This is a genomic window from Streptomyces sp. B3I8 (assembly GCF_030816915.1).
Lineage (GTDB): Bacteria > Actinomycetota > Actinomycetes > Streptomycetales > Streptomycetaceae > Streptomyces.
On the sequence record NZ_JAUSYN010000002.1, the window covers coordinates 2077747 to 2103091 of the forward strand.

Here is a 25345-nt window from a genome sequence, read left to right on the forward strand (position 1 = left end):
GCCCTGTTCTTCCTCTCGCCCGGGGGTCAGAACAGCCCACCCCCCGGCCCGGCCGCCCCCGCGATCCACACGATCGCGAGCAGCGTGTCAATGGCACCCAGTACCAGGGCGACGAGCGCCGGTACCGGACGGGAACCCGCCCAGCTGCGCCCCATGCCCAGCCAGCCGCAGATCATCGCCACCGGACCGAGCACGATCCCCAGCACGAAGAATCCGGCGATCGCACAAACCAGTCCGACGATCCCGAGCGTCGCGCGATCCGGCCCACTCCGAGACCCCATCCGGCCCCGTGAGCGGGGGTACGTACGCGAACCATGACTGTGACTGTGGCTGTGTCCGAAGCCCGCCATATCAACTCCCAGAACGTGTAGGTCAGTTCGGGCTTGACATGCGGGTACCCCAGATCGGGTGGACAATCCTCCGCCGCGACACGGGTTTCCGGCCCCGGCCGCGCCGTCCCCCTCCGACAGCGCGGCCGCGGACCGCGATGTCCTCCGATCCACCGGCCACGCACAGGCCGTACGGAGGACATGACCCACTGTGACGCGCGGCCCGCCCCACCGGCGAGGGAACGACGTCCCCATCACCCGGATAGGCGAACCACGCCGCCTGCCCCCCATCGGATGCAGCGGCCCGGCCTCCGAACCCCGTCGGATGTCGGCGGCCCGGCCCCCGCCCCGTCAGATGTGCGCGCCCCCCGCTCCCGCCTCCGCGTTGTCCCCCCGCTTGGTGAGGAGGGCGACCAGCACCGCGACCGCCGCGACGCCCGCGGCCACCAGGCAGGCCAGGCTCATCCCGGAGATGAACGTGTCGTGCGCGACGTCGGTGATCCTCGCGGCGACGTCCGCCGGGGTGCCCGGCTGCACGGGCGCGATGCCCTGCTGCACGGCCCCTGAGGCCTGGTCGAGCTGCTCGGGCGTGAGCGGCGGGAGCTTGGCGTCGGCCCAGTTGCCGGCGAACGTGTTGTCGACCTTGGAGGCCATCACGGCGCCCAGCACGGCCGTGCCGAGGCTGCCGCCGATCTGCATCGCGGCCTGCTGGAGTCCGCCGGCCACACCGGACAGCTCCAGCGGGGCGTTGCCCACGATGACCTCGGTGGCGCCGACCATGACCGGCGCGAGCCCGAGGCCGAGCAGCGCGAACCACAGCGACATGAGGCCGCTGCCGCTGTTCGCGTCGAGCCGTGACATGCCGAACATGGCGATCGCGGTGCACGCCATGCCACCGGCCAGCGGGATGCGCGGGCCGACCTTGGTGATCATCGCGCCGGCCAGCGGCGAGCCGACGATCATCATGCCGGTGAGCGGCAGCAGATGCGTACCGGCGTCGACCGGGCTCATCCCATGCACGTTCTGCAGGTAGAAGGTGACGAAGAACAGACCGCCGAGGAACGCGATGGCCATCAGCACCATCAGGACGACACCGGCCGAAAGCGGCACCGACCGGAACATCGCCAGCGGGATCAGCGGTTCCTCGACCCTGGTCTCCCAGAAGGCGAACAGGGCGAAGCCGATCAGCGAGCCGACGATGAAGGTCCAGGTCAGGCCGTCGCCCCAGCCCCAGGTCGGGGCCTTGATGAGTGCCCAGACCAGGCAGAACATCGCGGCGGACAGCAGCACGATGCCGAGGACGTCGAAGGAGCGCGGCGCGTTCTTCGCACGGTGGTCGACGAGGATCAGCAGGCCGAGGACGAGCGCGACGGCGCCGACCGGCACGTTGATGAAGAACACCGACTGCCAGCTGACGTGCTCGACCAGCACACCGCCGAGGATCGGGCCGCCCGCGGTGGAGGCGCCGATGACCATGCCCCAGATGCCGATGGCCATGTTCAGCTTCTCGGCCGGGAAGGTGGCGCGCAGCAGGCCCAGCGCGGCCGGCATCAGCAGCGCGCCGAAGAGGCCCTGCAGGACCCGGAAGACGATGACGAACGCGATGCTGCTGGACAGCCCGATCGCGCCGGAGGACGTGGCGAAGCCGACCACGCCGATCAGGAACGTCTGGCGGTGCCCGAACCGGTCGCCGAGCTTGCCCGCGGTGATCAGGGAGACCGCGAGGGCGAGGAAGTAGGCGTTGGTGATCCACTGGACGTCGGCCAGGGTGGCGTCGAGGTCCTTGGCGATCGCGGGGTTGGCGATGGCCACGATGGTGCCGTCGAGGGCGACCATCATCACGCCGATCGCGACGGATATCAGGGTGAGCCACGGGTGGCCGCGCAGACCGGTGGTGGCGGGAGCGGAGTCGGACGGCGAGTCCGGGCCGTTGTCGCCGGGCCCCTTCGCCTCGACGGTGGGCTGACTAGTCATGCCGTGAGGCTAGTGACAGCCACTGACAAGTGACAAACCGATTCAGATGCCGGTAACTGACAAGATGGCGACGGGCAGGCGGCGCATCCGCGGCGGATACCCTGACCTGGCGCGACGAGAGGACGACGACCGCCATGCACTCGGGATCCAGCACGGCACTCGACACGGCACCCCGGCCCGGGTTGCGTGAACGGAAGAAGCAGCGCACGCGCGACACGCTGCTGCGCCGGGGGCTGGAGCTGTTCACCACCCAGGGCTACGAGCACACGACCGTCGACGAGATCGCCGAGGCCGTCGACGTCTCGCAGCGGACCTTCTTCCGCTACTTCGCGGGCAAGGAGGATCTCGTCTTCTTCGTGCAGGACGTGGTCGAGTCGCACTTCCTCGCGGAGTTCCGCCGGCGTCCGGCCGCGGAGGCGCCGGTGGAGTCGCTGCGGCAGGCGGTGCTGGCCGGCTGGGACCGCATCGGGGAGGCGATCGAGGAGCTGGTCCCCGTCGAACTGCATCTGCGGACCTACCAGTTGATCGGGGAGACTCCGGCGCTGCTGGCGATCCACCTGCGGCGCTCGGCCGAGTGGGAGGAGCAGATCACCCGGATCGTCGCCGCGCGGGAGGACGTCGACCCGGACACCGACCCCCGCCCCCGGGTCGCGGTCGCGCTCTTCGGTGGTGTGATGAGAGTCACGGAGCGGATGTGGTCCACGGGCGGCGACATCAGCGTGGCGGCGATGCGGGAGCTGACCGTGCGGCACCTGGACGCGATCGGACCGGCGCTCGCCCGCAGTTGGTGAGGGACACCGCGGCCACCCGCCCTCCCGGCTCGGCCCGAGGACTGACGGCCGCTCACCGAACGTGTGTATGCCACAGATTCCCGACCGGAAACGTGAGACGCGTCACTCGGCCGACGCGAGACCGTCCCGTTCTCCTAGTGTGTCCTCCCAGTGACTTCCTTCGACCCCTCCCCCCAACTCAACGTCTGGCGTGCGACCCTCGCGTTGGCCGTGGTGTTCGTGATGCTGGCGACCACCGGCTGGACCGCCGTGCGCGGTCACCGGGCCACCACGGCGCTGCAGTCCTCGATCTCCTCGTGGGAGCACGGCCGGCTGGCCGGGCACCGACTGCCGGACCCCGACGCGCCGCCCGCCCGGCTCGCCCGGTTCTTCTCCTCTCTCGACGCCGGCCAGCGCTCCGGGCTCGCCCACCGCTATCCGCTCGCCGTGGGCAACATGAACGGGGCGCCGGTCGAACTGCGCTACGCGGCGAACCGGATCGCGCTCACCCGCCAGCGCGCTCTCGAACAGAAACGGACGCACGACGTCCGGCTGTCGGCCCTCGGCCATCAGGAGGCGCGCCGCCTCATGCACCAGTTCGACACGCTGCTGCGGCCCGGCCGGCAGGTCCTCGCGTTCGACCCCGCGGGGTCGGGCCGGATCGCCGAGGTCTTCGGCGACCTCAGCCGCGCCGACCGGGTCTCCCTCGTCGTCCCCGGCGTCGACACCGACCTGCTCACCTTCCAGCGCACCGACCGCGCGTACTCCGCCCCCGTCGGCATGGCGAAGTCGCTGTACGCGGCGGAACGCACGGCAGAACGCACGGCGGGCAACGGGACGCGGACGGCGGTGATCGCCTGGGCCGACTACACCGCGCCCGCCGGCCTCGGCATCGAGGCCGCCACGGCGATGCGCGCCTCGGCCGGCGCGGTCCGGCTCAACGCCCTGCTGCGGGCGCTGCCCGGCCGGGCCCCCGTCGCGCTGTACTGCCACAGTTACGGCTCGGTGGTGTGCGGGGTCGCCGCCCGCCACCTGCCCGCGCGGGTCTCCGACATCGCGGTGGCCGGCAGTCCCGGCATGCGGACCGGGACCGCCGCCGGGCTCGGCACCTCGGCCCGGGTCTGGGCGATGCGGGACGCCGACGACTGGATCCAGGACGTGCCCTACCTGGAGTTCGGCGGCCTCGGCCACGGCGCCGACCCGGTCTCCGGCGGCTTCGGCGCCCGGGTGCTGTCGGCACGGGGCGCGAAGGGACACGCCGGGTATTTCGTACCGGGCACCGACAGCCTGCGGAACTTCGCCGGCATCGGCGTAGGGGCGTACGACACGGTGGCGTGCGCCCATGACAACGACGGATGCCGGGCGGGTTTGTCCGGCACGACGACGGCCGGACGCGCGTAGAGAAGCAGGAATTGCGGTCTGCCGGGGGAGGCGACGGAGGGACGCATGCCGCATACGATGAGCCGCATGGGTGACGTACTGACCGGATTTCACGCCGCTTGGGAATTCGAGTCCGAATCCGTGCGCATCCGCTTCGAACGGGGGATTCGTACGCCGAAGCTGTTCCAGGCGCTCGGCGCGCGCGACGTCCCCGTGGAAGCGATCGCGGGGGTGACACTGACGCCGGGCCGGCGCGGCACCGTGGTGCTGCGCGTGGTGCCCAGGCCCGGCGCCGATCCGCTGATGGACGCGGCCGCGGGCCAGCTCAAGGAGGGGTGCGACCCCTACCGGCTGGTGCTCCCCGCCGACCGCGAGACGCTCGCCGAGTACTACGCGGACGAGATACGGGCCCTGCTCCCGGACGACCCCGAGCAGCGCGCGGCACCGGCCGAGGCGTACCTCGTGGCCCCGCCGCAGGGGCCCCGGCACTTCAAGGCGTACGACGGGAAGGCGTCGTTCGACGGCACGACGGTGTCGTTCCGCTGGTCCTGGACGGGCGCCTCCTCCGCGAAGTGGAAGGCGGGCGACCAGCGCTATCCGGTGGGCTCACTGAGCGGCGTGGAGTGGCACTCGCCCGAGGTCCTGGAGGGTCATCTCCGGCTGCTGCCGCGCGGGGAGGCCACGCCGCCTGCCGCCGTCCAGCCGGACCAGGACCCGGCGGCCGTCGTCTTCGGTCTGGGCTACGGCCCGGTGCACGAGTCGCTGCCGTTCGCGGCGGCGGTGCTGGCGGCCGTCCGGGAGGCCGGTCCGGCACCGGAGCCGGTCCTCGCGGGCGCCCACCGCCGCGACCCGGCGGACATCGCCGACCGCATCCGCCACCTGGGCGAACTCCACGAGGCGGGCCTCGTCACGGACGAGGAGTTCTCGGCGAAGAAGGCGGAGCTGCTGGCGCAGCTGTAGGGGACGCCGACCGCGCCTCCTCCCACTGGCCTCCGTGCTCCCCGTAGAACGCCAGCTTGTGGTCCAGTACGGCGAGGGTGTCCCGCAGCTCCCTGATGCGCGCCAGCACGTCCCGCCGCGTCGACTCCAGGAGCGCGTACCGCTCCCCGTAGGTGTGCGGCCCCTCGCGCACGAGTTCGGCGTACCGCACCATGTCGGCCACCGGCATGCCCGTGAGCCGGAGCGCGCCGACGAGCGTGAGCCATTCCAGGTCGCGGTTGCTGTACCGGCGCTGCCCGGTGTGGGACCGGTCCACGTGCGGCATCAGCCCGATCCGCTCGTACCAGCGCAGGGTGTGCGCCGACAGGCCGGTGACGGCGACGACCTCGCTGATCGTGTACTGGTCCTGCCCGTCGGGCCGCCGGAGCGAGGCGGGCGGCGCGGGTGAGGCGGGCAGCGCGGGTGAGGCGGGCGGCGCGGCACAACTGTCGACCCCGGGACTACTGGAACCGCTGGGACCGTGGGGACTGCTGGGGCTGGTGGCACGTCGGGGTTCATGTCCGGTCTCACGTCGGGTCTCCGTCACCGTCATGACGGCCACGCTAGAACGTTGGAGTGCACTCCAGGCAAGTCACCCACGCGGGCCGCGGCGGAACGGTGCCGGAAAACCCGGCGACGGGCTCCGGCCTCCCCCGCTACGGTGCGGCCCATGAGCCTCGTACGCCGTGCCGAACCCGAGGACGCGGAGGAAGTCCTGCGTCTGCGCCAGGTCATGCTCGACTCCGTGCACCCCGCGGCCCCCTCCGGTTCCGCGAAGCAGCCCGCGGACTGGCAGGCGGAGTCCCTGCCGACCCTGCGCGCCCGGCTGGCCGCGCCCGACGCCGACTCCGCCGCCTTCGCCGCCTTCGTCGTGGACCACCCCGCCCCCGAGCGCCCCGGCATGCTGGCCGCCCTCGTCGTCGGGACGATGGAGTACCGGATAGGCAGGTCGGGGAACCCGCACGGCCGGGTCGGGCACGTCTTCAGCGTGGCCACCGACCCCGGCGTGCGCCGGCGCGGCTACGCGCGGGCGTGCATGGAGGCGCTGCTGGACTGGTTCCGGGAGACCGGCGCCGTGCAGGTGGACCTGAACGCGTCGGCGGCGGCCGAGCCGCTCTACGCGTCCCTCGGCTTCGTCCGCAAACCGGACCCGAGCATGCGGTTGCAGCTCTGAGACCGGCGGCAGGGCGCGGCGGTGTGCGGCCCCTCGGTGAGAGGGCGCCCGCGCCCCGCATAGTCTCGTGGGCATGTCTTCGCACAGCTCTCCGCACAGCTCCTTGCGCAGCCTGACGCTGATCGACACCTGGCCGGTGCCGGCCGCCGCGGCGGCCGTCGTCCGCGCGGACGGCACCGTGCTCGGCACGCACGGCCCGGTCGACCACCGCTTCCCGCTGGCGTCGGTGACCAAGCCGCTCGCGGCGTACGCGGCGCTGGTCGCGTACGAGGAGGGCGCCGTCGAGCTGGACGAACCGGCCGGGCCGCCCGGGGCGACGGTCCGCCATCTCCTCGCCCACACCTCCGGCCTCGCCTTCGACGAGCCCCGCACGACCTCCGCGCCCGGGGAGCGCCGGCTGTACTCCAACGCGGGCTTCGAGGCGCTGGGCGACCACGTGGCGAAGGCGGCGGACATGCCGTTCGCGGAGTACGCGCGCCAGGCGGTGCTGGAGCCGCTGGGCATGACGTCGACGACGCTGACCGGCTCCCCCGCGAAGGACGGCGTCTCGACCGTGGCCGACCTGGTCCGCTTCGCGGCGGAGGTGCAGTCGCCGCGGCTCCTGGACCCGCGCACGGTGGCGGAGGCGATGACGGTGCAGTACCCCGGCACGAAGGGCGTCCTGCCGGGCTACGGTCACCAGAACCCCAACGACTGGGGTCTGGGCTTCGAGATCCGCGACGGCAAGTCCCCGCACTGGACCGGCGCCTCCTCCTCGCCCCGCACCTTCGGCCACTTCGGCCAGTCGGGCACGTTCCTGTGGATCGACCCGGTGGCGGGCGCCGCGTGCGTGGCCCTGACGGACCGCGCGTTCGGCCCGTGGGCGGTCGAGGCGTGGCCCCCGTTCACGGACGCGGTACTGGGCGAACTGCGCGGCTGAGGCCCGGCCCCTGCGGGCTCAGTGCACGACCTTCAGTCCGGCCACGCATCCCACGATGCCGGCCAGGAGCAGCAGCTTGACCGGGGTGGCGGACTCACCGCCGAAGACCATCGCGTAGCTCGCGGTGAGCACCGCCCCGATCCCTACCCAGACCGCGTACCCGGTCCCCACGGGCACGGTCCGCAGCGCGTACGCCAGCCCGCTCATGCTCAGCCCGAGCCCGCCGAAGAAGACGACACTCGGCAGCAGCCTGCTGAACCCCTCCGACCTGTCGAGCGCGGTGGCCCACACCGCCTCCAGCACCCCGGACACCACGAGCACGACCCACGCCACAACGACCACACCCTCCGGCGTCGTCTTGTCCTGACTGGGTACGGCGCGTCTCGTCCAGGAGCCGGTCGTGGCTCTGTGGCCCACTGTCGCACGTCCGTGCCTGCGCACGCCCTCCCACGGCTCTCCCTGCCGGGACACCGGGGTGTCGCTCAGGGGCGGCGTGGGGGCTGCGGGGCGGTCGGGGTGACCAGTCCGTGGCGCCATGCCCAGGCGATCAGCGCGCCCCGGTCCTCCAGGGCGAGTTTGGACAGGATGTGGTTGAGGTGCGTCTTGACCGTGGCCTCGCCGACCACCATCTCGCGGGCCACCTGGCGGTTGTTGAGCCCGTCCGCCACGAGGCGTACGACGTCGATCTCCCGGCGGGTGAGTCCGTCGGCCCCGGGGGGAAGGGCGGACGGCGGAGCGGGGGCGGGAGCCTGGACGGACACAGGTGGGGCCGGCTCCTCGACGACGAGCTGGACGAGCCGGCGCTGCACCGCGGGATCCAGCGCGGTGCGGCCGGCGGCCACCTCGCGGACCGCGGCCAGCAGCGCCTCGCCGGTGACGTCCTTGGTCAGATAACCCGCGGCGCCGGCCCGCAGCGCGGGTATCACCGCGTCGTCGTCGGCGTACGTCGTGAGGATCAGCACCCGGACCCCGAGATCCGCGGCGAGCACCTCGGCGGTCACCCCGGCGCCGTCGAGCCCCGGCATCCGCAGGTCGACCAGGGCGACGTCGGGCCGCAGCTCGGCGGCGAGCCGCACGGCCCCGTGCCCGTCCGCGGCCTGGCCGACCACCTCGATGCCGTCGGCCGAGGACAGCAACAGCACGACCCCGTCCCGCACCACCGCCTGGTCGTCGGCGACCAGCACCCGAATCGTCATGCGCCCGCCTCCCTGCCGGGGCCGGGCGCCCCGACGGCGACCGGTCCGTTCATGCCCCCATCCTGCCGTCCGCACCGCCGGCGCCGTCCGCGCCGTCCGTCACGGCGGGGTCCGCCCCGCTGACGTCCGGGACGGACGCGGTCCCGGCGGCGTCCGCCGTACCGGAGGCAGGTCCCTGACCGCCCCCCGCCGCCGCACCACCCGCATGCCCGGCACCGACCGCGGGACCGGCATCTGACGCATGTTCCGCACCGCTGCTTCCCGTTGCCGCACCGGACGCCCGCGTGGTCGGCACCCGTACCACGATGCGCCAGCCCGTCCCGCCGGGTACCGGTCCGGCGGTCAGCGAGCCTCCGACCGCCTCGATCCGTTCCGCCATGCCGCGCAGTCCGGTCCCACTCCCCCGTACGCCCGAAGCACCGCGCCCGGCGGGCAGTCCGTGGTCGCGCACGGCGACCCGCACCTCCTCGTCCTCTCCCACGACGTCCACCTCGATGGCGCTGCCGGTGGCGTAGCGCGCGGCGTTCGTCATCGCCTCCTGCACCGCCCGGTACACCGCGTGTCCCGCCTCCGGTGCGAGCGGTCCCGGCCGGCCGGTGATCCGTATCCGCGCCTCGCCGGGGAACCCGCCGACCAGCGTCTCCAGGTGTTCCACGCCCCGCACCGGCATCGCGCGCAGCGCGCCGACCGCGGCCCGGGCCTCCTGCACTCCGTCCCGGGCGAGTTGGGCCGCTCGGTCCAGCGGTCCGGTCAGCGCCGCCGACGCGTTCTCGCGGACGGCGATCGCCCGGACCGCCTGCAACTGCACCGACAGTCCGGCGAGGCTGTGCGCCAGTACGTCGTGCATCTCACGGGCGATCCGACCGCGTTCCTCGACGGCCGCCGCCTCCTGCTGCGCCTGCCGGGACGCCTCGACCTCGGCCAGCAGGGCCACGGCCCGGTCCCGCTCGGCCTGGAGCGCGGCGTGCTCCACCGTGCGCTCGGCGAGCAGCCAGACGCCGGCCCCGGCCAGCAGGCCGGCCGGACTGTGCGAAATCGCCATGATCGTCACTCCGAACCCGACTGCCACCGCCGCGACGGTGGCCTGCCGCACCGGCCCCTCCTCCATACACGCCGGCAGCATCGCGGTGCCCATGAGCAGGGGGACCATGCCGAGTCCGCTCGGCGCCAGGAAGGTGATGGCGAAACCGGCACCTATGGTCAACGCGACGGCGAGCACCGCCCCGCGGGCCGGAGTCGCCCGGCGACCCAGCAGGATGCCGAGTTCGGCGCCGGCCCCCAGCAGGCCGACGGCCACCTTGGCGGCCGTCCCCGGAGCGGCGAACACGGAGACCACCACGCACGCCACCATGACCACCGCGCCGAACGACTTACGGCGGCCGGACGTCCTCCCGCGCACCGGAGGACCGGCTCTCAGCCATGTACTGGTGGTGCCGCTCATGCCGCCCGCTCCTTCGCCGTGAACCGTGGTCCGGATCCGCCGCCTTCAGACACGTGCGCCGGGGAGCGGCGCCGCTGCGGCGACGACCGGCTCCTCGCGCCGGGCCCTCGTCACGGCGAGCCGGCCACGGACGACGATCGTAGACAGGCGGACGACGACCTCGCCGAACGCCATCAGGATGAGGGCCACCACCCACGCCTGCGCGCTGGTGATGTCGTGCGCGGCGGAGAAGTGGGCGAGGTGGGACTGCCCGGAGGCGTGGGAGGACCACACCGCGAAGCCCAGCCGGAAGCCCATGCTGAGCACCCACAGCGCGGCCGCCCCGACGGACGCCTTGATCCACACGTGCCCCTCACCGTGCCGGACCCGGGTGAGCAGGCCGCCGAAGAACCCGCAGAGTATGCCCACACCGGCACCCGCCCCGGCCAGCCACAGATCGTTGCCGGCGGTCGGGACGGAGTGCAGGTAGTTGGTGGCCGCCCAGCCGATGACGGCCAGCGGCAGCACGATCGTGCGGACGGTGAGCCGCTCCTCGCGCATCTGCCGGAAGACGATGAGAACGAGGGTGATGTCGATGATCCAGTCAGTGGTTGTCATGCCTTCGAGCTTCCGCTCCGGCCCCGCGATTTCCTTCAACCCACGGGTGGAACCAGGGTGGAGATCCACGGGGCCGTTCACGCCCGACGACGATCGATCCCATCGCCCGGCAGCAACTGCGGCGCCTCGACCGGCACATCGCCACCGGCACCGCCGCCACCGGCGCCGATACCGCCGGCGCCGACAGTGTTCCTGACGCTACCGACCGTCGCCTCCCGGTCCGCCGGTGTCCGGCCGCCCCGTTCCACCATGCCCAGCGCCACCCCCGCGATGATGACGACCCCACCCGCCGCCTGGGCCAGGCGGATCGACTCGCCGTTGAGGACGACCGCGCCGGCGACGCCGAAGACCGGAACCAGGTTGAGGATGTTGACGGCGACGCTCGACGGCATCCTGCGCAGGCCGTAGTTGTAGAGCAGGAAGCCGCCGACCGAACAGGCCACGGCCAGGTGGACGACGAGGGCCGAGGCGGTCGCGTCCGGCAGGTGCCAGTCGCGCGCCTCCAGAAGGGAGGCGAGGAGGAAGCCGGCCGCCCCGGCGAGTGTCTGGTAGTAGGTGACGCTCAGCGCGTTCTGGCCGGCGCTCGCCCGCTTGCCGAGGATGTTGTATCCGGCCCAGGCCAGGCCGCCGAGCAGGAGCAGGACGTCTCCGACCCACCGTGAACCGCCCCCCGTCTCGGCGCCGTTGCGGACCACGAGGAACGCGCCGACCGTGGCCAGCAGCACGCCCGTCACCCGCGTCCACGGCATCCGGGCGCGCGGGGTGAGCAGTTCGAGAAGCATGGTCATCAGCGGGTAGGTGGCCACGATCAGCGACGCGTCGGACGCTGTCGACATGTCGACGCCGACGTTCTCCAGGACGAAGTAGACGGTGATGCCGAGGAGTCCGCTCAGATGGAGCCGGCGCCGCTGCCGGGCGTCCGGGCGGGCCGGGCGAGTGCGGCCGAGCCGTATCACCACGGCCAGGACCAACGCCGCCACGGTGAACCGCAGCGCGCCGGCACTGAGCGGGCCGACATCCTCCAGCACCCGCTTGGTCACCGCGTACGAACTGCTCCATAACAGCGCGGCCGTCACCACCGCGCAGACCGCCCGGACATCGGCCCGTCGTTCCCGCATCCGAAGTCTCCCCTCTTTCCGGACCCCGCACATGTCACTGCCATTCATCAGGCATGCCCGAACAAACCTCAGTGGACTTGAGGGAAAGGTAACCATGCAGACGGCAGACCCGGTTACGATCCGAACTAACTTCGGTTTCAGACAGAGTGAGGCAAGCATGGACGAACTAGATTCGGCGTTGGTGCGCATGCTCCAGGAGGACGGTCGGCGCACCAACCGGGACATGGCCCAGGCCCTCGGCATCGCGCCGTCCACCTGTCTGGAGCGCATACGGTCGTTGCGCGAACGCGGCATCCTGACCGGGTTCCACGCGGAGGCGGACCTCGCCGCGATCGGCCGCGGGCTCCAGGCGGTGATCGCCGTCCGGGTGCGACCGCCGACGCGTGCGGTGATCGAGGCGTTCCAGACGTTCCTGGAGCAGATGCCCGAGGTGATCTCGCTCTTCGTGCTCACCGGCAACGACGACTTCCTCGTGCACGTGGCCGTGCGCGACACCGACCATCTGCACGCGGTGGTCCTGGACAAGCTGACGAAGCGTCCGGAACTGGCCGACGTACGGACCTCGGTGGTCTACGGGCATCTGCGCAAGAAGGTCATCGGGCCGACGTGAGGACGAACCCGGCGCACGCCGCCGGGTCCTGTCTCAGGCCATCTCCCACAGCAGGATTTCCGCCGCTGTCTCCGCCACCGTCTCCATGTCCTTCGGGCCGGTGAGGCGGGCCGCGTCGCCCGGGTGCAGGTGCTCGCCGTCCAGACCGATGTGGCCGCGCACGACGTGGACATAGACGTACGGGGCGTCGGGCACTGCCGTGCGGGCGCCGGGGGCGAGGCGGCGGACGTGCAGCATCGCGCCGACGGCGGGCAGGGCGTACGGGGTGGAGTCGGCGATGCCGGGGACGACGTCGTAGGACGGGGTACCGCCGGGCGTGTGCGGGGCCAGCCACATCTGGACGAAGGTGAGGGGCACTGGGCCGTCGTTGCGCTCGACGTGGCGGACGCCGGCGGCGGCGCTGAGGTGCTGGACGTCACCAGGGCGGATGACGGTGGCGTGGCCGGCCGAGTCGCGGTGGGTCAGTTCGCCCTCGACGACCCAGGTGACGATCTCGGTGTGGCTGTGGGGATGCTCGTCGAAACCGGCGCCGGGGGCGAGGCGTTCCTCGTTGCAGGCGATGAGGGGGCCGAAGCGGAGGTTGTCGGGGTCGTAGTGGGGGCCGAAGGAGAAGGCGTGCCGGGTGCGGATCCCGGCGGACGCGTCTCCGCCGGGGTAGCGGGTGTCGGCACGGCGTACGTCCATCACGGCTCAACGGTAGCGCCCGCGGCTCGGCGACAGCGCCCACCGTTCAGCGACAGCGCCCACGGTTCGGCGGACAGCGCCCACGGTTCAACGGCGGCCTCGTGAACGGCAGGAGGGGTGCGGGCCGGGCGCGGCCGCCGTGCCCCGGGGGCAGCACGGGCGCGGCCCCGGCACGCGCCCCCGTCCCGTCGCGCCACCCCGGCGCCGCGTCCGTGTGTCCCGATGAGGCAGTCTTGTTCCGTGCCCGAACCCGAAGCCGGCTCCGCCGGATCCTCCGACTCCTCCGACCCCTCCGCGTCCGCCGCCCTCTCGCACGCCGCGACGCTGCGGCGGCTGGAGAAGTCCTCCGGGCGGCTCGCCGCGCAGGCGATCGCGCGGATGGACGAGACGCTGCCCTGGTACCGGGCGATGCCCGCCGAGAACCGGTCGTGGATCGGGCTGGTCGCGCAGGCCGGTATCGCCGCGTTCACCGAGTGGTTCCGGCACCCGGAGACCCCGCAGGCGATCTCCACGGACGTGTTCGGCACCGCGCCCCGCGAACTGACCCGGGCGATCACGCTGCGGCAGACCGTGGAGATGGTGCGGACCACCATCGAGGTCATGGAGTCCGCCATCGACGAAGTGGCGGCCCCCGGCGACGAATCCGTTCTGCGTGAGGCGCTGCTCGTCTACGCCCGCGAGATCGCCTTCGCCACCGCACAGGTGTACGCCCAGGCCGCGGAGGCGCGCGGCGCCTGGGACGCCCGGCTCGAATCGCTCGTCGTCAACGCCGTGCTGAGCGGGGAGGCGGACGAGGGCGCCGTCAGCCGGGCCGCCGCCCTCGGCTGGAACTCCCCGGACCATGTGTGCGTGGTGCTGGGGACGGCGCCCGACGGGGACTCGGAGCTGACGGTGGAGGCGATCCGGCGGGCCGCCCGGCACGCCAAGGTGCAGGTGCTCACGGGGGTGCTCGGGGACCGGCTGGTGGTGATCGCCGGGGGCGACAACGATCCCCTGCGGGTCGCCAGGTCGCTGATCGGGCCGTTCGCCGCGGGCCCCGTGGTGGCCGGGCCGATCGTGCCGGACCTGCAGGCCGCGACCCGGTCCGCGCAGGCCGCCGCCGCCGGACTGAAGGCGTGTTCGGCCTGGCAGGACGCCCCGCGTCCGGTGCTCGCCGACGACCTGCTGCCGGAGCGCGCGATGGCCGGAGACCCCGCCGCACGCGAGCAGTTGGTGGAGGAGATCTACAGACCGCTCGAGCAGGCCGGCTCCGCGCTGCTGGAAACTCTCAGTGTCTATCTGGAGCAGGCGTCCAGTCTCGAAGGCGCCGCCCGGATGCTGTTCGTTCACCCCAACACCGTGCGCTACCGGCTCCGACGTGTGACAGACGTCACCGGTTGGTCACCCTCTGATGTACGCTCCGCTTTCACCTTGCGGATCGCGCTGATCCTGGGGCGTCTGGCCGATGGAGATCCCCAGAACTAGCTTTTTGTCGGGGGTCCACAAATCCCCCTGCTGTTCTTCGTCCTTGTCCCCACGGGCGGCCGTGCCCGTCCACAAGAGAGAGTGTGAGAGTGCTCGTACTCGTCGCTCCCGGCCAGGGCGCCCAGACGCCCGGCTTCCTGACCCCCTGGCTCGAACTCCCCGGTGCCGCCGACCGTGTTGCCGCCTGGTCGGACGCGATCGGGCTCGACCTCGCCCACTACGGCACCGAGGCCGACGCGGACGCGATCCGTGACACCGCGGTGGCGCAGCCGCTGCTGGTGGCCGCCGGACTGCTGTCCGCCTCGGCCCTCGGCGACGTCGCCGTCCTCGCGCCCGGCGCGGTCGCGGGGCACAGCGTCGGTGAGATCACGGCCGCCGTGCTCGCCGGTGTCCTCGACGACACCGCCGCCCTGAAGCTGGTGCGCACCCGTGGTCTGGCCATGGCCGAGGCCTCGGCCGTCGTCCCGACCGGGATGTCCGCGCTGCTCGGCGGCGACCCGGAGACCACGATCCCGCACCTGGAGAAGCTGGGGCTGACCCCGGCCAACGTCAACGGCGCGGGCCAGATCGTCGCCGCCGGCACGCTGGAGCAGTTGGAGGCGCTGGCCGGGGACAAGCCGGAGGGGGTGCGCCGGGTGGTCCCGCTGAAGGTCGCGGGCGCCTTCCACACGCACCACATGGCCCCGGCCGTCGACACCCTGGCCAAGGCGGCCGAGGCGTTGACGCCGGCCGACCCGGCCGTCCCGTACGTGTCCAACAAGGACGGCCGGACCGTCACGTCCGGCGCCGAGGTGCTCCGGCGGCTGGTCGGCCAGGTGGCCAACCCGGTGCGCTGGGACCTGTGCATGGAGACGTTCCAGGCGCTGGGCGCGACCGCGCTGCTCGAGGTGTGCCCCGGCGGCACCCTCACCGGTCTGGCCAAGCGTGCGCTGCCCGGCGTCAAGACGCTGGCGCTGAAGACCCCCGACGACCTCGCCGCCGCCCGTGAGCTCGTCGCCGAGGCGGCTGTCCCTGCCGCCGACGCGGCGGGTGCCTGACAAGGAGCCTCATGTCGAAGATCAAGCCCGCCAAGGGCGCCCCGCACGCCCGCATTCTCGGCGTCGGCGGCTACCGCCCCGTCCGCGTGGTGCCCAACGAGGTCATCCTGGAGAAGATCGACTCGTCCGACGAGTGGATCCGCTCCCGGTCCGGCATCGAGAGCCGGCACTGGGCGAACGACGAGGAGACCGTCGCCGCCATGTCGATCGAGGCGGCCGGCAAGGCGATCGCGGACGCGGGGATCGACGCGGAGCAGATCGGCGCCGTCGTCGTCTCCACCGTCTCGCACTTCAGCCAGACCCCGGCCATCGCCACCGAGATCGCCGACAAGCTGGGCACGGACAAGGCCGCCGCGTTCGACATCTCGGCGGGCTGCGCCGGCTTCGGCTACGGGCTCACCCTGGCCAAGGGCATGATCGTCGACGGTTCCGCGGAGTACGCGCTGGTCATCGGCGTGGAGCGGCTGAGCGACCTGACCGACCTGGAGGACCGCTCGACGGCCTTCCTGTTCGGTGACGGCGCCGGCGCGGTCGTCGTCGGTCCCGCGAAGGAGCCGGGCATCGGCCCGACCGTGTGGGGCTCGGAGGGCGACAAGGCCGAGACGATCAAGCAGACGGTGCCGTGGACCGACTTCCACACCGGCGACGCCTCCCGGCTCCCGCTGGACAGCGCGGGGAACATCAAGTTCCCGGCGATCACCCAGGAGGGCCAGGCGGTGTTCCGCTGGGCCGTGTTCGAGATGGCGAAGGTCGCCCAGCAGGCGCTGGACGCGGCCGGGATCAGCCCGGACGAACTGGACGTCTTCATCCCGCACCAGGCCAATGTGCGGATCATCGACTCGATGGTGAAGACCCTCAAACTGCCGGAGCACGTCACGGTCGCCCGCGACATCCGCACCACCGGCAACACCTCGGCCGCCTCGATCCCGCTCGCGATGGAGCGGCTCCTGGCGACCGGCGAGGCGAAGAGCGGCGACACCGCGCTCGTCATCGGATTCGGGGCGGGTCTCGTCTACGCCGCCACGGTCGTTACCCTCCCCTAGTGCACCGGCCGGGATCTTCCGGCCCACGCCACACCCTCTGGATACACACCGAAGGAGCGCCAACATGGCCGCCACGCAGGAAGAGATCGTCGCGGGTCTCGCGGAGATCGTGAACGAGATCGCCGGCATCCCGGTCGAGGACGTCGAGCTGGACAAGTCCTTCACCGACGACCTGGACGTCGACTCGCTGTCCATGGTCGAGGTCGTCGTCGCCGCCGAGGAGCGCTTCGACGTCAAGATCCCCGACGACGACGTCAAGAACCTGAAGACGGTTCGCGACGCCGCCGACTACATCCTCAAGCACCAGGCCTGATCCCGATCCGCCTGGGCCGGGGCCGTCCGGCGGACCCCGCCGGCACCGGCCGGCGGTGACCGTCGCACGAGGTGCGGCACCACCGCCGCACACGGCCCCAGCTGCCCCGCCACCCGGCGGTGGCGCCGCTTCATCCTCGTAACGTTGGAGAAAGAATTCCCGTGAGCTCGACCAATCGCACTGTGGTCGTCACCGGTATCGGCGCAACCACACCGCTGGGTGGCGACGCGACTTCCACCTGGGAGGGCCTCATCGCCGGACGCTCCGGCGTCGGTCCCCTGGAGCAGGACTGGGCCGCCGACCAGGCGGTCCGCATCGCCGCGCAGATCGCCGTGGAGCCCTCCGAGTCGATCCCGAGGCCGCAGGCCCGCCGCCTGGACCGCTCGGCGCAGTTCGCGCTGATCGCGGCCAAGGAGGCGTGGGCGGACGCCGGGTTCACCGGCAAGGCCGGCGAGGATCCCGCGGTCGACCCCGACCGTCTCGGCACGGTCATCGCCTCCGGCATCGGCGGCGTGACGACCCTCCTCGACCAGTACGACGTGCTGAAGGAGAAGGGCGTACGCCGGGTCTCCCCGCACACCGTGCCGATGCTGATGCCGAACGGGCCGTCGGCCAACGTCGGTCTCGCCGTGGGCGCCCGCGCGGGTGTGCACACCCCCGTGTCGGCCTGCGCCTCGGGCGCGGAGGCCATCGGCTACGGCATCGAGATGATCCGTACCGGACGCGCCGACGTGGTCGTCGCGGGGGGTACGGAGGCCGCCATCCACCCGCTGCCGATCGCCGCGTTCGGCAACATGATGGCGATGTCCAAGAACAACGACGACCCGCAGGGCGCCTCGCGTCCCTTCGACACCGGCCGGGACGGCTTCGTCCTCGGCGAGGGCGCGGGCGTGATCGTCCTGGAGTCCGCCGAGCACGCCGCCGCGCGCGGTGCCCGCGTCTACGCGGAGGCGGTCGGCCAGGGCATCTCGGCCGACGCCCACGACATCGTGCAGCCGGAGCCGGAGGGGCGGGGCATCTCGCAGGCCCTGCAGAACCTGCTGGACCGCACGGACCTGGACCCGGCGGAGATCGTGCACGTCAACGCGCACGCGACGTCGACGCCGGCCGGTGACATCGCGGAGCTGAAGGCGCTGCGCAAGGTGTTCGGCGACGACGCCGACCACTTCGCGGTGTCGGCCACGAAGTCGATGACCGGGCACCTGCTGGGCGGTGCCGGTGGTGTCGAGTCGGTCGCGAGCGTGCTCGCGCTGTACCACCGGGTGGCGCCGCCGACGATCAACGTGCGGAACCTGGACCCGGAGGCGGAGGCCAACGCGGACATCGTCCGCGGCGAGGCCCGCAAGCTGCCGGTGGAAGGCCGCATCGCGGCCCTCAACGACTCGTTCGGCTTCGGCGGCCACAACGTGGTGCTGGCGTTCAGGTCGGTCTGAGGTCACACAATGCGCAGTTCCCCGCGCCCCTGATCGGGGGCGCGGGGAACTGCGCATTCTTTTCGGGGGTCCGGGGGTCCGGGGGTCCGGGGGACGGAGCCCCCGGGTTCGGGAAGGGTAGGGACGGCGAGGGCGGAGGGCGCCGAGCTCAGACGACCTGGTGCAGCCAGCGCACGGGCGCACCCTCGCCGGCATGACGGAACGGCTCCAGCTCGTCGTCCCACGGCTTGCCGAGCAGCTTCGCCAGTTCCCCCTCCAGCTCCGTCTCCCCGCGCTGCGCCCGCACCAGTGCCGCCCGCAGCCGGTCCTCCGGAACCATGATGTCGCCGTGCATCCCGGTGACCGCGTGGAAGATGCCGAGCTCCGGCGTGCAGCTGTACCGCTCGCCCTCCGCGGCCGCGCACGGCTCCGCCGTCACCTCGAACCGCAGCAACTGCCATCCCCGCAGCGCCGACGCGAGCTTGGAGGCGGTACCGGCCTCGCCGCGCCAGGAGAACTCCGACCGCCACATGCCCGGCGAGGCCGGCTGACGGATCCAGTCCAGACTCACCCGGGTGCCGAGCACACCCGCGATCGCCCACTCGACGTGCGGGCACAGTGCGCGGGGCGCGGAGTGCACGTACAGGACTCCACGTGTCGTCACCTGAACCTCCGGGCAGAGCGGCGCTTTGTGTAACTTTGCGGAACGGCGGTGGCCGGGGCAGCCACGTGGCGAGGCTACCGTGCGACGGGGTCGGGAGTGTGACGTACCGTCGGTCCCAGTGCCCGCGAAACCCGAGGTTTCACCCATCGGGACGCGGGTACTGACGGAACGTGCGCGACCGGATGCCCGTCTTCTGCATACGGATCACCGGACGCTCACGTTCACCACAGAGGCCACATATTCACGAGATACGCGAGATTCGTACCGGGTCCCACTCAGTTCTCGCTCAGCTCGCGATCAGCTCTCGATCAGTCCTCGACAAGGAGGGGAACCAGGGGATGGGGAACCAGGGGATGGGGAACCAGGGTCCGCACGGCCGGAGCCGTCGCAAGCGCCCCGGCCACCGGCCGCGGGCGGCGGGCGTGGTGGCCGCGGCCGTGGCTGTCGTGCTGGGCGCGGCCGGCTGCGACTCCGACGGCGACACCACCGCCCCACGTCCCTCCGCCACCGCCCACGCTCCCGTCTGGGACCGCGGCCCCGACTCGATCGCGGCCGTCGGCGACTCCATCACCCGCGGCTTCGATGCCTGCAACGTGCTCTCCGACTGCCCCACCGTCTCCTGGGCCACCGGCAGCGACGCCTCCGTCGACAGCCTGGCGGTACGGCTGCTGGGCAGGGCCGACGCCGCCGAGCACAGCTGGAACTACGCGGTGACCGGCGCCCGGATGGCCGACGTGCCCGCGCAGATGGCCAGGGCCGCGCGGCGCCGGCCGGAGCTGGTGACGGTGATGGCCGGGGCCAACGACGCCTGCCGCCCCAGTACGAAGCAGATGACCCCGGTGGCCGACTTCCGCTCCGAGTTCAAGGACGCGCTGGCCACGCTCCGCAAGAAGCTGCCCAGGACCCAGGTGTACGTGTCGAGCGTGCCGAACCTCAAGCGGCTGTGGGCGCAGGGCCGCACCAGCGCGCTCGGCAAGCAGATCTGGAAGCTGGGGATCTGCCCCTCGATGCTGGGCGACGCCGACACGCTGGACCCGGCGGCCACGCTGCGCCGCGACACCGTGGAGAAGCGGGTGGAGGAGTACAACAAGGTGCTGAAGGAGGTGTGCGCCAAGAACACCCGCTGCCGGTTCGACGGCGACGCGGTGCACGACTACCGCTTCGGACCCGCCCAGCTCAGCCACTGGGACTGGTTCCACCCCAGCCGCGACGGCCAGGCCCGCCTGGCCGAGATCGCCTACCGCACCATCACGGCGAAGAACCCCGTGACCTAGCCTTTGTTCCATGACTGAACTTTTCGGCACGCTTCCGGACGGCACCGAGGTGCACCGCTGCACGCTCGAAAGGGCCGGGGTACGGGTGCGGGTGCTGTCGTACGGCGGGATCGTGCAGTCCGTCGAGGTCCCGGACCGAGAGGGGCGCACGACGAACGTGGTGCTGGGCTTCGACTCGCTGCGCGGTTACCTCGACTGTCCCTCGCCGTACTTCGGGGCGCTGGTCGGGCGGTACGCCAACCGGATCGCGGGCGCCCGCTTCACGCTCGACGGCCGGACGTACGAGCTCGCCGCCAACAACGCGCCCAATTCCCTGCACGGCGGCGAGCAGGGCTTCGACAAGCGCGTGTGGGCCGTCGAGGAGATCGAACACGGCGTACGGCTGTCGCGGGTCTCACCGGACGGCGAGGAGGGCTTCCCGGGCCGTCTGGAGGTGTCCACGGCGTACACGCTGGACGCGGACGGAACGCTGCGGATCACGTACGAGGCGTCGACGGACGCCCCGACCGTCGTGAACCTGACGAACCACAGCTACTGGAACCTGGCGGGCGCTGCTGCCGGGACCTCGAGCGCCGCGGGCCACGAACTGTCCGTCGCCGCGGGCCGGTACCTGCCGGTGGACAAAGCCCTCATCCCCACGGGGGAGGAGGCGGCCGTGGACGGGACGCGCTTCGACTTCCGTTCGGCGCGGAAGGTGGGCACGGGCTACGACCACAACCTCGTGCTCGACAAGGGAGTCACGGGAACGGCGGAGCCGGTCGCCGAACTGTACGACCCGGCATCCGGCCGCCTGCTCACGGTGAACACGACGGAACCGGGGATCCAGCTCTACACCGGCGACCACCTCGCGGCCCCGTACGCCCCCGGCGACGCGGTGGCCCTGGAGACCCAGCACTACCCCGACTCCCCGAACCGCCCGGAATTCCCCAGCACGCGGCTGGACGCGGGGCAGAGGTACCGGTCTGAGACGGCGTACGGGTTCGCGGCGCGATAGGGGGCGTTTCCTCGGATCCCGCCGCCCCTGCCCTCCCCGCTTCCGTTCGGTGCGTTGTTGACTGACGGCCGGTGGGGGAGGTCGCTCCCGCTCCACATCTTCCTTACATTCCGCCAGGCATCGCGGCCCCTGGATATATGGAGAAGCGCACCTGTGCCGCAGTGCAAATCCTCGTCTCCTGCAATCCCCAGGACGCAGTCCTGGGTGGCGGTAACGCCGATCTCCGAAAGATTGGATTTCTGTGGGCAACAGGCGATCTCGATGGTGCCACGACTTACGGCGAGGACAGTGAAGTGGCCAAGCAAGTCATGGGCAGCGACGTCACCGCCGCACAGCGGAAGGAGATAATGCGGCGATGGTCAAAAGGTCAAACCGAAGGAACCCTTGAGCCCTACTCGATCGGCTCGAAGAGCGCGAGGGGGAAGGCCAAGCAGTTCCTGAGTGATCAATGGTCGATCCTGACTGGCGACACTAACGCCTCCACTGCCGTGCTCGGATCTTACACGGCGAAGTACAAGATCCTCCGAGCCAACTCGTACGGGGTACAGGCTCGGATTACGATCAACAACAACATGACGATATCACCCTTTGCCCACATTGCGACGGGCTATGGAACGGCAGCTGATCACGCCGTACAGAGGTACGACAACGATGGGATCGTCACACTTGGGCACGCAGGCACCTCGCACTACATGACGATTACCTTTCGAACGGTAATCGTCAACTAAGCTCGAACCTGAGCCGTGGAGTTTGCCGTAGTTCACTGGTTTGACCGGTGAACTACGGCAAACTCCAGGAGCAAGGAGAACAAATGTCGCAGCCGAGTCGAACGACTAGAAGCCACCGTCACTTTCTCCATTTTCTATCATCTGTTCTCTTTGTTATCCCGCTTACGTCCGGATGTTATGCATCGACAGATTACGAGAAATATCCGGAAGGGCGCTTCGCGTCGACCGCCGCCTTTGTTCGTACGTGGAAGACAGGGTCTGGCGTCCTGGATTTGCAGCAGCATGCACAATTTACGGCAAGTCGACTAAAGCTGGAATATTTCAGCTGCTCGCGGGATGGTGTTCGCGAAAAAGACGGAGAGGGGACATGGAGCAGCGACAAAGGGCGTCAGAGGAGTGAGGTATTGCTTCGCTTCAACGACGGGTGCACCGCCACCCTGTGGGCAGGGTCCACGGACGGACACGATGTGCTTTGGGCCAAGTACAGCGACAGCGGTCAGGTCGTGACACTCGAGTGAATGTCGAATTCATGCGTGCCCCGGAAGGGGAGGGCTGAGCCCCGGTCCGGGTGTCAGGGCCCGGGCCGGGGCTGCTCGGGGAGGGCGCCCGCGCCCTTGGTCAGACGGTAATCGCCGTCGTCACGCGGTGGTCCACGATCGAGCGTCCGGCGGCAATCTCGTACGAACCCTTCACACGTGCCCAGGCCCCTGCCGTCTCGTCCCACACCTCGAACGCCCGCGTGGGGAGCGTCACCACGGCTTCCACCGTCTCCCCCGGGTCGGCCGAAATCCCCGCGAATCCGGCCAGCCGGCGTGCCGGTCGCTCGGGTCCGTCGGCGGTGGCCGGGGCTGCGTAGATCTGGACGATCTCGCGTCCCGGCCGCTCTCCCGTGTTGCGCAGGCGGACTCGCACGGTCGTGCCCTCCGCCTCGACGGACTCGTACGCCCAGTTCGTGTAGCCGAGGCCGTGACCGAAGGCGTAGGTGGGCGTCCTGGCCTCCTTCTCCCAGGCGCGGTAGCCGATGAACACGCCTTCAGAGTAGGCGAGTTGGCCGTTGTTCGGGACCACTTCGGTGACCGGGGCGTCGGTCAGGGCGCCCCAGGTCGTGGGGAGCCGGCCGCCCGGTTCCGTCGCGCCGGTGAGTACGTCGGCGAGGGCCGCGCCGCCCTCCTGGCCGGGGAACCAGCTCAGCAGGATCGCGGCGACCTCGTCCCGCCACGGCAGCTCCACCGGGGAGCCGGAGTTGACGACGACCACGGTGTTCGGGTTGGCGGCGGCGACCGCGCGGACCAGGTCGTCCTGGCGGCCGGGCAGCCGGAGGTCGGTGCGGTCGAACCCCTCGGACTCGACGCGGTCGGTGGTGGCGACCACGACGACCGCCGTGTCCGCGCCCCGCGCCGCCGCCGCGGCCTCGGCGATCAGTTCGTCGGGGTCCCGCTGCGGCTCCTGGTGGGCGAGGGCGAAGAGGACCGAGGTGGCGGCCGTGTCCTCGGGGGCGACGACGACGTGCGTCAGGGAGACCTCGATGCTCTCGCCGGCCGTCAGCTCCACCTGTGCGTGCGGCTCGGGGGCGCCGAAGAACGCGGCGAAGGGGTCCTCCTTGGCGGCGCGCTGGACGCCGTCGAAATACGTCGTGCCGTCCACGGTGAGCGTGAAGGCGCCCAGGCCCTTGATGCCGAACGTGTGCGTGCCGGACTCGCGCGGCGTGAAGGTGCCGGCCAGTTCGACGGTGTGCAGGTTGTCGTGGGTGACGCCCTCGGGCAGGTCGACGTCCGTCCACTTGATGTCGCCGTTGGGCACGGGGCCGGTGCCGAGGACCGTGCCGGCGGCGTCGCGGCAGACCGCGCGCAGGGTGAACCCGCGGTCGGCGATGGACAGTTCCTCGTTGGGGTCGGCACCGAGGGCGTACGTCACGGCGCCACCGGGCAGGGCGGCGGTGAGGCCGTCCAGCGGGGAGACGATCCGGTCGGGGAAGACGGTGGCGGAGCCGCCGCCCAGGACGCGGGCGTCGCGGGCGGCGGCTCCGATGAGGGCGACGGTGGCGTCGGGGCGTAGCGGCAGGACGGGGGTCCCTGTGTTCCCGGCGTTTCCGGCAGGCCCGATGTTTCCGGCAGGCCCGGTGTTTCCTGCGGGCCCGGCGTTCCCTGCGGGCTCGTTGCGGACGAGGACGAAGGAGCGACGGGCGATCTCGTGGGCGAGGGCCCGGCCGTCGACGTGCGCGGGCGGTGCGGCGACGACGGGTTCCGCGCCGTCGAGGATGCCGATCCGGGCGGCGAGGCGCAGCACGTTGCGCACGGCCGCGTCGACCGTGGCCTCCTCGACCCTGCCGTCCCGTACCGCCCGGGCGAGGGCCTCGCCGTAGACGGTGTCGGGTCCCGGCATGGCGATGTCGAGGCCGCCCTCGATCGCGCGGACGGTGTCGCGGGCGGCGCTCCAGTCGGAGACGTTGACGCCGTCGAAGCCCCACTCGCCGCGCAGGACGCCGTTCACGAGCGGCGCGTGCTCGCTCATCGTGATGCCGTTGACGCTGTTGTAGGCGGTCATGACGCCCCACGGGCGGGCGTCGGCGACGATCGCCTCGAAGGGGGCCAGGTACAGCTCGCGCAGGGCGCGTTCACCGATCAGGTTGTCGACGGTGAAGCGCTCGGTCTCGGCGTCGTTGGCCACGAAGTGCTTGACGGTGGTGCCGACGCCGCCGGACTGCACGCCGGCGACGTATCCGGTGCCGATGCGGCCGGTGAGGTACGGGTCCTCGCTGTACGCCTCGAAGTGGCGGCCGCCGAGCGGGGAGCGGTGCAGGTTGACGGTGGGCGCGAGCAGCACGTGGACGCCCTTGCGGCGGGCCTCCTGGGCGAGCAACACACCTGCCCGGCGAGCGAGTTGGGGGTCCCAGGTGGCGGCGAGCGCGGTCGGGGAGGGCAGGGCGACGGACGGGTCGTCGGCGGTCCAGCGGACGCCTCGGACGCCGATCGGGCCGTCGGACATGACGAGGGAGGCGAGGCCGATCTCCGGCAGCGCGGGAAGCGTCCAGCGGTCCTGGCCGGCGAGCAGCCGTGCCTTGTCGTCGAGGCCGAGCCGGGCGAGGGCTGCCTCGACGACCCGTTCGCGCGCCTGCTCTCCGGCCTGGTCGCGGGCCCGGTCCTGTGCCCGCGTATCCGTTCCGTCCGCTGTTCCGGCCACGGCCGCACCTCCTCGTAGAAGACCGCTTCGACGCACCCATGCTGCACCGGGAACCAGTAATGCGGT

25 protein-coding genes and 1 riboswitch are annotated in these 25345 nt (G+C 71.6%); of the genes, 14 read left to right on the top strand and 11 right to left on the bottom strand.

What is annotated here, in order from left to right; translation table 11 throughout:
- Positions 1–26 precede the first annotated feature (26 nt).
- Positions 27–350: a small hydrophobic protein gene (locus QFZ64_RS11325; RefSeq protein WP_307064759.1), complete on the bottom strand. Its 324-nt coding sequence runs from the start codon at positions 348–350 to the stop codon at positions 27–29.
- Between the two features lie 330 nt (positions 351–680).
- Entirely contained in the window at positions 681–2303 is a 1623-nt protein-coding gene (locus QFZ64_RS11330) for an MFS transporter (RefSeq protein WP_307064760.1), read from the bottom strand.
- Between the two features lie 134 nt (positions 2304–2437).
- On the opposite strand from QFZ64_RS11330, the gene QFZ64_RS11335 reads away from it, so the two are divergent.
- The 3 genes from QFZ64_RS11335 to QFZ64_RS11345 all read left to right on the top strand — a co-directional run bounded on the left by QFZ64_RS11335 (position 2438) and on the right by QFZ64_RS11345 (position 5413).
- Positions 2438–3094, top strand: coding sequence for a TetR family transcriptional regulator (locus tag QFZ64_RS11335; protein ID WP_307064761.1), 657 nt, complete (start codon positions 2438–2440; stop codon positions 3092–3094).
- A 150-nt stretch (positions 3095–3244) separates the two neighbouring features.
- A complete protein-coding gene (locus QFZ64_RS11340) occupies positions 3245–4474 on the top strand; it encodes an alpha/beta hydrolase (RefSeq protein WP_307064762.1) in 1230 nt (409 codons plus the stop codon).
- Between the two features lie 57 nt (positions 4475–4531).
- Entirely contained in the window at positions 4532–5413 is an 882-nt protein-coding gene (locus tag QFZ64_RS11345) for a DUF4429 domain-containing protein (RefSeq protein ID WP_307071653.1), read from the top strand.
- Here QFZ64_RS11345 and QFZ64_RS11350 read toward each other — a convergent pair.
- Complete coding sequence (locus QFZ64_RS11350) at positions 5361–5984, bottom strand: MerR family transcriptional regulator (protein WP_373430587.1); 624 nt, start codon at positions 5982–5984, stop codon at positions 5361–5363. The two genes, QFZ64_RS11345 and QFZ64_RS11350, sit on opposite strands and share 53 nt — an antisense overlap.
- A 117-nt stretch (positions 5985–6101) precedes the next feature.
- Here QFZ64_RS11350 and QFZ64_RS11355 point away from each other — a divergent pair, with 117 nt between their 5' ends.
- Entirely contained in the window at positions 6102–6605 is a 504-nt protein-coding gene (locus QFZ64_RS11355; RefSeq protein ID WP_307064763.1) for a GNAT family N-acetyltransferase, read from the top strand.
- Between the two features lie 73 nt (positions 6606–6678).
- On the top strand, positions 6679–7524 hold the full coding sequence (locus QFZ64_RS11360; protein ID WP_307064764.1) for a serine hydrolase: 846 nt from the start codon (positions 6679–6681) through the stop codon (positions 7522–7524).
- Between the two features lie 18 nt (positions 7525–7542).
- Here QFZ64_RS11360 and QFZ64_RS11365 read toward each other — a convergent pair whose 3' ends face one another.
- The 5 genes from QFZ64_RS11365 to QFZ64_RS11385 all read right to left on the bottom strand — a co-directional run bounded on the left by QFZ64_RS11365 (position 7543) and on the right by QFZ64_RS11385 (position 11876).
- Positions 7543–7857, bottom strand: coding sequence for a multidrug efflux SMR transporter (locus tag QFZ64_RS11365; RefSeq protein WP_307064765.1), 315 nt, complete (start codon positions 7855–7857; stop codon positions 7543–7545).
- Positions 7858–7871: 14 nt separating this feature from the next.
- Positions 7872–7934, bottom strand: a riboswitch (guanidine-III (ykkC-III) riboswitch).
- Positions 7935–8006: 72 nt separating this feature from the next.
- Positions 8007–8720: a response regulator transcription factor gene (locus QFZ64_RS11370; RefSeq protein WP_307064766.1), complete on the bottom strand. Its 714-nt coding sequence runs from the start codon at positions 8718–8720 to the stop codon at positions 8007–8009.
- Between the two features lie 49 nt (positions 8721–8769).
- Entirely contained in the window at positions 8770–10161 is a 1392-nt protein-coding gene (locus QFZ64_RS11375) for a sensor histidine kinase (protein WP_307064767.1), read from the bottom strand.
- A 45-nt stretch (positions 10162–10206) separates the two neighbouring features.
- Entirely contained in the window at positions 10207–10758 is a 552-nt protein-coding gene (locus QFZ64_RS11380; protein WP_307064768.1) for a hypothetical protein, read from the bottom strand.
- A 77-nt stretch (positions 10759–10835) separates the two neighbouring features.
- Positions 10836–11876 (bottom strand): DMT family transporter, encoded by a 1041-nt coding sequence (locus QFZ64_RS11385; protein WP_307064769.1) that lies wholly within the window; start codon positions 11874–11876, stop codon positions 10836–10838.
- Positions 11877–12033: 157 nt separating this feature from the next.
- Here QFZ64_RS11385 and QFZ64_RS11390 point away from each other — a divergent pair, with 157 nt between their 5' ends.
- Positions 12034–12486, top strand: coding sequence for an Lrp/AsnC family transcriptional regulator (locus tag QFZ64_RS11390; protein ID WP_307064770.1), 453 nt, complete (start codon positions 12034–12036; stop codon positions 12484–12486).
- Between the two features lie 33 nt (positions 12487–12519).
- Here QFZ64_RS11390 and QFZ64_RS11395 read toward each other — a convergent pair whose 3' ends face one another.
- A complete protein-coding gene (locus QFZ64_RS11395) occupies positions 12520–13170 on the bottom strand; it encodes a pirin family protein (protein WP_307071655.1) in 651 nt (216 codons plus the stop codon).
- A gap of 240 nt (positions 13171–13410) precedes the next feature.
- Between QFZ64_RS11395 and QFZ64_RS11400 the strand changes: the two genes are divergently transcribed.
- From QFZ64_RS11400 to fabF, 5 genes are all read left to right on the top strand, one after another.
- Positions 13411–14634 (top strand): PucR family transcriptional regulator, encoded by a 1224-nt coding sequence (locus QFZ64_RS11400; RefSeq protein ID WP_373430588.1) that lies wholly within the window; start codon positions 13411–13413, stop codon positions 14632–14634.
- A gap of 89 nt (positions 14635–14723) precedes the next feature.
- A complete protein-coding gene (locus tag QFZ64_RS11405; protein WP_307064771.1) occupies positions 14724–15671 on the top strand; it encodes an ACP S-malonyltransferase in 948 nt (315 codons plus the stop codon).
- Positions 15672–15682: 11 nt separating this feature from the next.
- Positions 15683–16714, top strand: coding sequence for a ketoacyl-ACP synthase III (locus QFZ64_RS11410; protein WP_307064772.1), 1032 nt, complete (start codon positions 15683–15685; stop codon positions 16712–16714).
- A 64-nt stretch (positions 16715–16778) separates the two neighbouring features.
- Positions 16779–17027: an acyl carrier protein gene (locus tag QFZ64_RS11415; protein ID WP_006137596.1), complete on the top strand. Its 249-nt coding sequence runs from the start codon at positions 16779–16781 to the stop codon at positions 17025–17027.
- Between the two features lie 161 nt (positions 17028–17188).
- Positions 17189–18460: a beta-ketoacyl-ACP synthase II gene (gene fabF / locus QFZ64_RS11420; protein WP_307064773.1), complete on the top strand. Its 1272-nt coding sequence runs from the start codon at positions 17189–17191 to the stop codon at positions 18458–18460.
- Between the two features lie 148 nt (positions 18461–18608).
- On the opposite strand, the gene QFZ64_RS11425 is transcribed toward fabF, so the two are convergent.
- The gene (locus QFZ64_RS11425; protein WP_307064774.1) at positions 18609–19103 is read right to left on the bottom strand and encodes a DUF3145 domain-containing protein; all 495 of its coding nucleotides are present in this window, start codon (positions 19101–19103) and stop codon (positions 18609–18611) included.
- Between the two features lie 338 nt (positions 19104–19441).
- Here QFZ64_RS11425 and QFZ64_RS11430 point away from each other — a divergent pair, with 338 nt between their 5' ends.
- The 3 genes from QFZ64_RS11430 (at position 19442) to QFZ64_RS11440 (ending at position 22099) form a co-directional block, all read left to right on the top strand.
- A complete protein-coding gene (locus tag QFZ64_RS11430) occupies positions 19442–20377 on the top strand; it encodes an SGNH/GDSL hydrolase family protein (RefSeq protein ID WP_307064775.1) in 936 nt (311 codons plus the stop codon).
- Between the two features lie 10 nt (positions 20378–20387).
- Positions 20388–21371 carry an aldose epimerase family protein gene (locus tag QFZ64_RS11435; RefSeq protein WP_307064776.1) on the top strand — a complete coding sequence of 328 codons (984 nt, stop codon included), beginning with the start codon at positions 20388–20390 and terminating at the stop codon, positions 21369–21371.
- 137 nt (positions 21372–21508) lie between these two features.
- Entirely contained in the window at positions 21509–22099 is a 591-nt protein-coding gene (locus tag QFZ64_RS11440; RefSeq protein WP_307064777.1) for a hypothetical protein, read from the top strand.
- A 618-nt stretch (positions 22100–22717) separates the two neighbouring features.
- Here QFZ64_RS11440 and QFZ64_RS11445 read toward each other — a convergent pair.
- Positions 22718–25279: a beta-glucosidase gene (locus QFZ64_RS11445; protein WP_307064778.1), complete on the bottom strand. Its 2562-nt coding sequence runs from the start codon at positions 25277–25279 to the stop codon at positions 22718–22720.
- Positions 25280–25345: the final 66 nt, after the last annotated feature.